The sequence below is a fragment of the uncultured Mobiluncus sp. genome, assembly GCF_947254095.1.
GTDB lineage: Bacteria > Actinomycetota > Actinomycetes > Actinomycetales > Actinomycetaceae > Mobiluncus.
Genome location: NZ_CAMYBV010000029.1, coordinates 1 through 9,645 on the forward strand (window position 1 = coordinate 1; position 9,645 = coordinate 9,645).

10 protein-coding genes are annotated in these 9,645 nt (G+C 54.8%); 9 read left to right on the forward strand and 1 reads right to left on the reverse strand.

The window, feature by feature from the left end:
• A partial coding sequence (locus Q0X47_RS08010; RefSeq protein ID WP_297724800.1) for a hypothetical protein occupies nucleotides 1-191 on the reverse strand: 191 nt, incomplete at its 3' end.
• Between the two features lie 215 nt (nucleotides 192-406).
• On the opposite strand from Q0X47_RS08010, the gene Q0X47_RS08015 reads away from it, so the two are divergent.
• From Q0X47_RS08015 to Q0X47_RS08055, 9 genes are all read left to right on the forward strand, one after another.
• Nucleotides 407-925, forward strand: coding sequence for a DUF4418 family protein (locus tag Q0X47_RS08015; RefSeq protein WP_071128463.1), 519 nt, complete (start codon nucleotides 407-409; stop codon nucleotides 923-925).
• Nucleotides 926-931: 6 nt separating this feature from the next.
• Nucleotides 932-2,152: an ABC transporter permease gene (locus Q0X47_RS08020; RefSeq protein WP_071128462.1), complete on the forward strand. Its 1,221-nt coding sequence runs from the start codon at nucleotides 932-934 to the stop codon at nucleotides 2,150-2,152.
• The gene (locus tag Q0X47_RS08025; protein ID WP_022863913.1) at nucleotides 2,153-2,857 is read left to right on the forward strand and encodes an ABC transporter ATP-binding protein; all 705 of its coding nucleotides are present in this window, start codon (nucleotides 2,153-2,155) and stop codon (nucleotides 2,855-2,857) included.
• A 125-nt stretch (nucleotides 2,858-2,982) separates the two neighbouring features.
• Nucleotides 2,983-4,692: an FTR1 family protein gene (locus Q0X47_RS08030; RefSeq protein ID WP_297724811.1), complete on the forward strand. Its 1,710-nt coding sequence runs from the start codon at nucleotides 2,983-2,985 to the stop codon at nucleotides 4,690-4,692.
• Nucleotides 4,692-5,336 (forward strand): iron transporter, encoded by a 645-nt coding sequence (locus Q0X47_RS08035; RefSeq protein ID WP_022863911.1) that lies wholly within the window; start codon nucleotides 4,692-4,694, stop codon nucleotides 5,334-5,336. The genes Q0X47_RS08030 and Q0X47_RS08035 overlap by 1 nt, the downstream gene beginning before the upstream one ends.
• Before the next feature lie 10 nt (nucleotides 5,337-5,346).
• The gene (locus Q0X47_RS08040) at nucleotides 5,347-6,621 is read left to right on the forward strand and encodes a DUF2318 domain-containing protein (protein ID WP_297724814.1); all 1,275 of its coding nucleotides are present in this window, start codon (nucleotides 5,347-5,349) and stop codon (nucleotides 6,619-6,621) included.
• A gap of 21 nt (nucleotides 6,622-6,642) precedes the next feature.
• A complete protein-coding gene (locus tag Q0X47_RS08045; RefSeq protein ID WP_297724817.1) occupies nucleotides 6,643-7,944 on the forward strand; it encodes an ABC transporter permease in 1,302 nt (433 codons plus the stop codon).
• A 6-nt stretch (nucleotides 7,945-7,950) separates the two neighbouring features.
• Nucleotides 7,951-9,114, forward strand: coding sequence for an ABC transporter permease (locus Q0X47_RS08050; protein ID WP_235858511.1), 1,164 nt, complete (start codon nucleotides 7,951-7,953; stop codon nucleotides 9,112-9,114).
• 7 nt (nucleotides 9,115-9,121) lie between these two features.
• Nucleotides 9,122-9,645: ABC transporter ATP-binding protein (locus Q0X47_RS08055; protein WP_297724825.1), on the forward strand; the 524-nt coding region annotated here is incomplete at its 3' end.

Below are 9,645 nucleotides of genomic sequence, written 5' to 3' on the forward strand. Positions count from 1 at the left end.
CAATTTGAGCGCGAAACTTTTTCGGCAGCGTGGGTTTTGATGCCGATGGTGAGTTTGTTTTTTCGTTTCTCGCGTGTTTCTTCTGTCTTGGCTAGTAGTTGCTCGGTCGGGGTTTTGGCTAGACCGGTGAGGATGCTTTGATAGCGCAGGATATCGCGGGTGAGTTCAGCGGGATTAGTGATCTCACGCAACTGGCGTAGTTCGTGTATTTGCGTCCTTGAAAGTATCCCGGGGGTAAGCAAACGGTCTAAGGGGGTGGCAGGGGTATCGTAGATACGTTTGCGCCTCCGGGCACTGTCCTGACACCCTTCGATAATTTCTTTCTAATTAGGTAAGGCTAACCTTGCTAATTATTTTGAGCTGTGTGATGATTGGCGTTGTCGTTAAATCTTAAGGAGAAAATCGCATGAAGGATAGAATCATTGGTTCGCTGCCTACCGTAGTGTTGGGCCTGCTCATTGCCATCGCGCCGCGGACTTTTGCGCCGGTTTGCGAGTTCGCTGCCAAACACAGCTCCGGCAAGGAACATATGTCCGGGATGAAAGGCTCCGGTGGTATGGACCATATGAACCACATGGGGCAGGCTGGCAAAGCGATGGGTGAGGCTCATCAACATATGGCGTGCTACTGGTCCGCTCAAGCCAGCTTGGGGATTGGAATCCTCCTGCTGGTCATTGGGCTGCTGGCATTGTTCATGAACTCCCAGATTCGCACCGGTTTGAACCTGAGCGCGGCGCTCATCTATGTGCTGGAAATTTCGATTGTCACCGTGCTTATTGGAACGTGCAAAAACGAGGAAATGTCTTGCAATGTTTACGCGATGCCCACGCTGTTGGCGCTGAGCTGTATAGGGATCCTGGCAGTCGGTGCGGCGATATTCCTGGATCAAAGGAACCGCCCGGAGCTTCAGAAAGCTGCGGCATAAACTGCAATGCAAAGCAGCCAGATAACCTGGGGTAAACTCCCTTTTCGTAATCTCAAATATTACCGTTACCGCAGTTTAGGACTGTTCCTGGTGGCAGTCCTGCTCAGCGCGATAACGTTCGGTGCAGGGATGGTTTCGCTGAACCTCAGCCAAGGTTTGTCATCGGTCAAGGAACGCTTGGGGGCGGACATAATGATTGTGCCTTCCCAGTTTGAGCAATCCGCAAAGGATATTTACCTCTGCGGGGGAAAACCGAGCGGGTTTTTGCTGCCAGATGACGTTTCGGATTCGGTCGCCAATGTTGCCGGGGTGGAACAGGTCACCACGCAAACCTATATTGCTTCCCTAATGGCGAGTTGCTGCGAGGTGCGGCTGCAGATTATCGGCATTGATCCGGACACCGACTTTGTTATCAAACCCTGGATTCAAGCCACTTATTCACGTGGTCTGCAGGACGGTGAGCTGGTCGCGGGCTCCAAAGTTCAGATTAATGCCCAGGGCAAGATTCGCCTGTTTAACTATGAATTCCCGGTAAGCGCGCGGCTGGCGCCGACGGGCACGAACCTGGATTCGTCTGTGTTTGCCAATCTGGCGACCACGAAAATCCTGGCGCGCCAAGCTGAAAAGGTGGGGCATCCGGTCTTGTCCGCAGATGAGATTGGACACCGGGTTTCCGCAGTGATGGTAAAAGTCAAGCCCGGTTACGCCCCGGAGGAAGTGGCGCAGCATATTTCTAAATCTCCCCAGCTGAAGGGCTTGGGCTTTGTGTCTGCGAACGGGATTAGTTCCCGGCTCAAGGAGGGTGTGGGTCACATTGTGGGCGCCCTGCAGGTCTTTCTGGCTGTCTTTTGGGCAGTAGCGTTGGCGGTGATGGTGACGGTCAACTGGGTCAGCGTCATGTCTCGGAGCAAAGAGTTGGGCTCGTTGCGGATAATGGGTGCCACCAAGCGGATGCTGACCGCAATGTTGCTGAAAGAGAATCTGCTGGTCAGCCTGACGGGTGGCGTGCTGGGGCTGGGACTCAGCGCGGCGCTGCTGCGACCCTTTGGCGATGCCATTCAAAGGGCTTTGAAGCAGCCCTATCTGCAAAGCGATCTGTGGAGCCAGTGTTCTCTGGGCGTTCTCATCTTGGTGACGGTGTGCCTCAGCGCCGTCCTGTCCAGTGCTATCTCGGCGATTCGCCTGCTGCGAAAAGAAACTTACCAGGTCGTGCGGGAGGGGCAATAGATGTTGTTGGAACTGTGCGAAGTGACCAAGAAGTTTTCGCGGCGGGGACGCGAGTTCAACGCGGTAGACAGTGTGAGCTTGAGTGTTGACGCCGGCCAATTTGTGGGTGTTTCAGGCAAATCGGGTAACGGAAAAACGACCCTGCTGAACCTCATGATGGGTTTGCTGCGTCCCAGCTCAGGAACGGTTCTGGTGGCAGGAGAGGATCTGTCTGATCTCTCGGATCGGGAACTGTCCCAGCTGCGCCGGTTTCGTCTGGGAATGATTACGCAGCAGCAAACCCTGGTCAGTTCCCTCAACGTCTTGGATAACGTGGTGCTGCCTGCTACTTTGCGGTCAAAAGGGCGGTCGTCGGGGAAATCGTCGCCGGTGGGGGTGGGGTCTTTGCCTGTCAATCGCGCGTTGGATTTGCTGGAAAAGCTCGACATTGCGGATCTATCCCACGCCTGGCCCGCAGAACTTTCCGGGGGAGAGATGCGTCGGGTTGCCATCGCCCGAGCACTCATGGCCCAACCGGAAGTTTTGTTGGCGGATGAACCGACCGGCGACTTGGACGACGACAGCACGGCGGCGGTGCTACGGCTATTTCACGAGCTCGCACAAGGCAGTAGCGCGGTCGTGATGGTCACGCACGACGCGGCCGCTTATGAATACTGCAACCGTAGGTTCAATATGCTAGACGGCCACTTGGAGGAGCTGTGGTAGGGCGAGGGGATTTTGTTCAGAATCAGCCTTTAATAGCTAGATTTGCTATAAGGTAAGGCTTGCCTTGTTAATTGTTTATTTGTAGCCTTGTTATGTATTTGATTTAGAAAGAAGTTGAGAGAATCGTGAACGCAACCAGAAACCAGCCTTCTCTGTGGGCACGAGGACTGCGGTTTATCGTAGGTTTTTCCGCTTTGGTGGTGGCGCTAGCCTTCGGAGGGGTGGTCTGGTCTAGCGCGGCCGCAGCCCAAGATTCCGATCTGGGTGAATGGTCTGAGGTCGTGTCGGTAATGCAGGAAAAGCTCGCCGCGGTTCCGGAAGCTGGCGATCCGAGCGCGGTCCAGACTCTGATTCGTCAAGCCTACTATGAGAACTACCAGACGAGCGGCCTGGAGGACCAGGTCAAACACACTTTGGGGCGTGACGTTGACGATAAGTTTGTCACCGAACTATTGAACTTACGCAATCTCAGCCGTGACGGTGCGAGCCCGGAGGCACTGCGAGAAGACAGCGACAAAGTCGCAGACCTGCTCACAGAAACGGTAACTAAGCTGGTCAAAGCCCCTAAGGTGGCGGATCAGTGGAGCAGGGTTGCCGACACAATTGCGCAAGTTATCACCGATGCCCAAAGCGCCTACGTCAAGGGACAAGCCGACCGGGCATTCACCTTGGCTACCGAAGCGTACCTGGGGCATTACGAAGCTGACGGGTTTGAAAACAACACCATTGTGCACAAAGGTTTCAATCGTGTGACTGAGATTGAGGGCATGTTCAGTGATTTGCGACAGGGCTACAAAGACGGTCGTGACCAGGCTCAACAGGAAAAACTTGGCAAGGACCTGATTGCGAAGCTGGCTGAGGATGCGAAATTTTTAGACTCGAAAACGCAGGACACGGGACCGCTGGGGATTGCCGGTTTCTTTTCCGCTTTTCTGATTCTGCTACGTGAAGGCGCGGAGGCGCTGCTGGTCGTGGCAGCGTTGGTCACCTACGCGTTGAAAGCGGGGCGGCGCGACCAGCTGCGGGGAATCTTAGCTGGCGTGGTTATCGCCGTGGTCATTTCCATCAGTCTGGCTATTCTGTTTGGGCAGCTCAGCGCCAGCGTGCAGAGCGGAATGGGTCAGGAACTGCTGGAGGGGATTACCGGCCTAGCAGCCGCCCTGATGCTGATTTATGTGTCTAACTGGATACTGAGCAAGTCCGGTGGCAAACGCTGGGAGGAATATATTAAGGCCACCGCGGGCGAAAAAACCGCTTCGGGAGGCGTTTTTGCCCTGGCATTTGTGTCCTTCCTCACCGTGGCTCGGGAGGGTGCTGAAACCATCCTGTTCTTTTACCCGATTGTCTCCGGGGCGAAAACACACAGCGATTATTGGTTTATCGTTGCGGGTGGCGTAACGGCGGTAGTCATCCTCGCGATTCTATTCGTGCTAGTGTGGCAGTTCGGGGTACGCCTGCCGCTCAAGCCCTTCTTTAAGTGGACTTCGATATTGCTGGCGTTGCTGGCGATAGCCATCGTGGGCGGGGCGATTAAAGAGCTGCAAGAGGCTGCTTTGGTCGGGGCACATATGGTGTCTGGCGTTCCTACCGTGGTGTTCCTGGGAATCTATCCCACTGCGGAAACCCTCGGTGCCCAAATTATTACCGCCGCGGTATTGGGAGTCTTGGCTCTGTTGCAACTCCGCAAGGCAAAAGCTGACCAGCCCGAGGCGGGCGGCTCCGAGATTCGTTCCGACACCCCTATCTCGGAAAGTAATGATAAAGCTTTCGAAGAAAACTCTTCGAGGGAAGATAAAAAAGACGCTGTCGAAGCGAACAGCGGAAAGGAAGAATAATGAAAAAGAAGCTACTGGCTTTGGCAGCCGTCCTGGCGTTGGGCATGAGCCTCAGCGGCTGTGGCGGAACTTCGTCGGGCGGTCAGGCTAAGCCGCAGGAATCCAAGTCGGCGACCGAGCAGAAGCAGCCGGAAAAGCCCAGCGATCCCAATGTTGTAGGTATCAAGGAAATTCCGGTTGGGGATTCTGGCGAACAAACCAACGGGCCGCTGAATGTAAACGTTGTTTATTTCCAGGCTGTCGATATGGAGCACGGCTCGATGAAGATGCCTCCGGCTTCCGAGTCCGATATGCACTTCGAGATTGATGCTTCTACCAACAAGAAGGCAGAAGAATTCGGGTACCCGGCGGATACTTTCATGCCTTACCTGGACGATATGAAGGTTACAGTTAAGGATCAAAAGACCGGTGAGGAAACTGACCTGGGCACCATGATGCCGATGATTGCCTCTGACGGTCCTCACTACGGTAACAACATCAAGCTCAAGCCCGGTCTGTACGATGTGACCATCACCATCCCCTCTCCGGAAGACAAGTTCATGCTGCACACGGGTAAGGATTCCTCCGGGGTCAAGGGCCGTTTCTGGAAAGAACCGCTGAAGTTTGAGTTCAAGAACTGGCAGTGGGACGGGCAGGTTCTCTAAGTAGGTTTCATTGCTCAAGTTATTTGTTGTCGCCCTCCGCTACGGGCTGCCGTTATTCGTGCCGCTGGCAATCTTGCTGGCAACGCGACCGCACACCCCGATGGAACGCCGAGTCGTGGCTCGGATTACCACCGTGGTGTTGGTGGTGGCAGCCCTAGCGGCGGCGACACTGGCATGGCTTCGGCTGAACACGAATCTGATAGATGTTCCGACCATGAACTTCTATCTGGTTCCAGTCATGCTGATTTGCTCGCTGGGCTTCCTGGGAATGTCTTGGTGGTTTGGTGCCGCCGACCTCTATGACATTAAACAGAGCGCTAAACATAGGGCGCTGCTGGTGGCCTCGCTGTTGACTGCCGTCAGTATCATCATCAATTTCGGCTTTGAATACGCATTTTCGACCGATGAAATTGTGCTGATGGGGTCCTCCCCGTTAGAAACGGAATCGCTGGCACGTTTTGCCGGATTTGCGTTCGGGACGTTGCTGGTGGTCGTCGCCGGCTGGGCCTACGTGCGCGCCACCAGGCTGGTTCCCGCCATGGTGCGTTTGGCAATCACTACCGCGGTATTTTTGGTAGTTATCGGTCCGCGTTCCATTCTGTTGTATCAACAACTCGCCATACGTGGTTTCCTGCCACGGTCACGGACCATCTTTGAACTCGTGTTGTGGATTCAAAATGCCAACACCGTCATACTGCTGGCCCTGGTGGTGCTGACCGCCATTCCTGGCATCATCGCCATTTGGTTCGGTTCCAAATCCGTCAATGTTTCTGGCCCCGAAGCCCGTTTAGTGAAAGCGGATCGGATTACTCGCCGACACTTTTTAGAGCTGGCCTTGGGTGGCACGGTTGTTTTCGTTTCTGCCTTGACCGTTGGCAGGCGCGTGGCGGAGACTGTTCCGGAGTTATCCCCGATAGAGCCTTCCACGGTGAAAGGAAATGTGGTTTCCGTCAGTCGGGAGCTGGTGTCTGATGGACACCTGCATCGTTTCGCCTACGTGACCAAGGACGGGACGCAAGTTCGTTTCATCGTCATCCAAAAGAACGCCGTAGCCTACGGTTGCGGTCTGGATGCCTGCGAAATCTGCGGCGAATCCGGTTATTACGAAGACGGCGGGAAAGTCATTTGCCGGCGCTGCGGGGTCATGATGAATATTCAGACTATTGGCTTTCCCGGTGGCTGTAACCCTATTCCGATTAAGTATGAAGTGGGCCCGAAAGAATTACGGTTTTTTGCTGACGAGCTGAGTGGGCACGCCAAAATCTTTAAAACCAAAATAATCTAAGGCTCTAAGGTATAAGTTTCCATGTTCTTTTTCAGGATGATTTTCAAGGCGTTGCGCCGGCAGGTCGGCAAACGCCTCATGATTGCGCTAACGATTTTCTTAGGGGCGGGGCTCACGACTTCCATGCTCGCGGTCATGCTGGACGTCGGGGATAAAATCAAGCAGGAACTTGGCTCTTACGGTGCCAATATCCAAGTGCTACCGCAAGGAAAATCCGTAGTTTCCCAACTCTATGATTTCGAGGATACGGGTAGCTCGGCGAATTCCCAGTCCGGAGCGTTGCAGGAATCCGAGCTGGCAAAACTGAAAACCATATTTTGGGCTTACAACATCGAAAACTTCGCTCCGTTCCTGGGAACCAAGGCTGCTTCCTCAGGCCAAGACATTGACGTAGTCGGGACCTGGTTTCGCAAGAAGCTAGCCATCCCCACTGGGGAAAAAGTCGATACCGGCATGGCGGATATGCGCGACTGGTGGGAAGTCCAAGGCAACTGGCCAAAGGCTGCCGATGAAGTCATGGTCGGAACGAAACTGGCTCAGCAAAACGGCTGGCATCTGGGGGACTCTCTGACCTTGAAACCCCCGCCCGGATTAGCTGGCTCCGCACCCAGTCCAACTTTGACTATCAGCGGTATCTTTACTTCCGGTTCCAATGAAGACCGGCAACTGTTTGCGGATTTGAGCGTAGCTCAGAGCCTCTCGGGTCGTCCGGGCCAGGTCGACCGGGTAGAGGTGCGTGCTATCACCACGCCGGAAAATGACTTGTCCCGCCGCGCTGCCCGCGATCCCAGCTCACTATCTCTGGAGGACTGGGAAACCTGGTACTGCACCGCTTACACGTCCTCAATCGCCTATCAGATTGAGGAAGTCATGAGCAACGCCGTGGCCACCCCCGTGCATCAAATCGCCGACAGTGAGGGCACGATTCTGGAAAAAACCCAGCTCATTATGACTTTGGTGGCGATTTTGGCCATGGCGGGTTCCGCTCTGGGTATTGCTAACCTGGTGACTGCCTCGGTGATGGAACGTTCCGCCGAAATCGGACTGATGAAAGCTTTGGGGGCGCGTAATCTGTTTGTGGTGCTGATGATTTTGACGGAAACCTTCATCGTGAGCCTGGTCGGGGCCGCGTTCGGATGTGTGGGCGGCATCGGTCTGGCCCAACTGGTCGGACACCTGGTATTTGGGGTCAGTATCAATATCCGCCCAGTGGTTTTCCCCTTGATGGCGGTCATCGTGGGGCTGACGGTTTTGCTGGGCTGTTTACCTTCAATCCGGGCGCTGGTGACTTTACAGCCGGCGCGGGTCCTGCACAGAAAGTAGGCGGGAATGAACTCACACAAACGCATGTTCGTGCGCATCATTTGGAAAGCCTTTGCGCACCGTTTCTCCCGGGTTATGATTGCTTCCCTGGCAATCGCAATGGGTGCCTCCATCCTGTCCGGGTTGGGGCTGGTGGCGGTGACAGTTCCCGATTACATCGCTAAGGAACTGCGTTCGTTTGGGGCAAACCTGGTGGTGTTGCCGCAAGGTTCCAATGTAATTACTCGGGAAACGGTGTCTGCCATCGACCGGCAGTGCGGCGAGAGTCTGATGGGGCGGGCCGGCTACAGTTACGGTAACCTGCTCTACGGTCAGCAGCCCGTCCCCCTCATGGTGACGAAATTTGCCGACGCCCGGTCAGTCCGACCCTACTGGTCAATCGACGGGAAAGTGCCGCAGGGCAGCGAACAGATCCTGTTAGGGGTGAACCTCGCAGAAAAATTCCGTCTGCACGTCGGCGACCTGATTGGCCTCAAGGTGGCGCAGCTGCGGGAAAACACCGGGGGGGACGATTCGGGGCATGACAACCGGGCTGGCAAACAGCTGGAAATCTCCGGGCTGCTGCGCACCGGCGGTCCCGAGGACGACCTGGCGGTGTTAAGCCCGGACAGTTACACCGCTATGGGTGGGGTTGCCGATGGCTACAGTTTGGTGGAATATTCACTGAAAGGCGATACTTCCCAATTGAGCGCTTTAGCGAAAACCATCGGAAAAAAGGTCAACGGGGTTGACGCTGAAGTGGTGCGTCGAACTACCCAAAATGAAACCCGCATTGCCCATACTCTAAGCAACCTAATTTGGTTGGTCAGTATTATTATTTCCGCACTAATGCTGATTGCGGTATCCGCGACACTGAGTTCGATTGTCTCGGAACGCGCTCGCGAGATTGGGCTGAAAAAGGCATTGGGGGCTTTGAGCAAGGACGTATTCACGGAACTTATCGGGGAATCGATAATGTTAGGGCTGTTCGGAGGCTTCTTAGGGGTCTTGCTGGGAATCGGTCTGGCCGATTACATATTGCAAAAAGTTTTCCTGGCACGAGTAGAAATTAACTGGATAATTTTAGTCCTCACGATTGTTTTTTCGGTAGCGGTAGCGGTTATCGGTTCTCTGTGGCCGGCTAAACGTATTGCCCGGATTAATCCTATAAACGTTCTTGGTGGAGAGTGAGAATGCTATGGCAGATAATAATGATGAACAATTGATTTATCGAGTTGAGAAGGTGTCTCGAAAATACGGCGAGTTGGCGGCGCTGGATAATGTCAGCCTCGACATAACTCGCGGCGAGTGGCTCTCGGTAGTGGGGCCGTCCGGTTCGGGCAAGTCAACTTTGATGAACATTCTGGGCTGTCTGGATTCCCCCACCGAAGGACTGGTTTACCTGGAGGGCGAGCGTCTGGACAAAATGGGTGAACTGGAATTGGCCGCGGTGCGTCGCCGCAAGATTGGCCTCATCTTTCAACAGTTCCACCTGGTAAAGCACCTCTCGGCGGTAGAAAACGTGATGATGGCCCAGTACTACCATTCCCTCCCCGATGAAGCCGAGGCGATGGAGGCACTAGACCGGGTGGGCATGTCCGCTCGCGCCACCCACCTCCCTCATGAACTGTCTGGAGGGGAGCAGCAGCGCGTGTGCGTGGCTCGTGCCCTCATCAACCACCCCTCCGTCATCCTGGCCGACGAACCGACCGGAAACCTCGA

Bases quoted from the DNA above. Each gene is read 5' to 3' on its own strand.
- Q0X47_RS08035 (WP_022863911.1), top strand. From the start codon at position 4,692: ATGAAAAAGAAGCTACTGGCTTTGGCAGCCGTCCTGGCGTTGGGCATG.
- Q0X47_RS08045 (WP_297724817.1), top strand. From the start codon at position 6,643: ATGTTCTTTTTCAGGATGATTTTCAAGGCGTTGCGCCGGCAGGTCGGC.
- Q0X47_RS08025 (WP_022863913.1), top strand. From the start codon at position 2,153: ATGTTGTTGGAACTGTGCGAAGTGACCAAGAAGTTTTCGCGGCGGGGA.
- Q0X47_RS08020 (WP_071128462.1), top strand. From the start codon at position 932: ATGCAAAGCAGCCAGATAACCTGGGGTAAACTCCCTTTTCGTAATCTC.
- Q0X47_RS08015 (WP_071128463.1), top strand. From the start codon at position 407: ATGAAGGATAGAATCATTGGTTCGCTGCCTACCGTAGTGTTGGGCCTG.
- Q0X47_RS08050 (WP_235858511.1), top strand. From the start codon at position 7,951: ATGAACTCACACAAACGCATGTTCGTGCGCATCATTTGGAAAGCCTTT.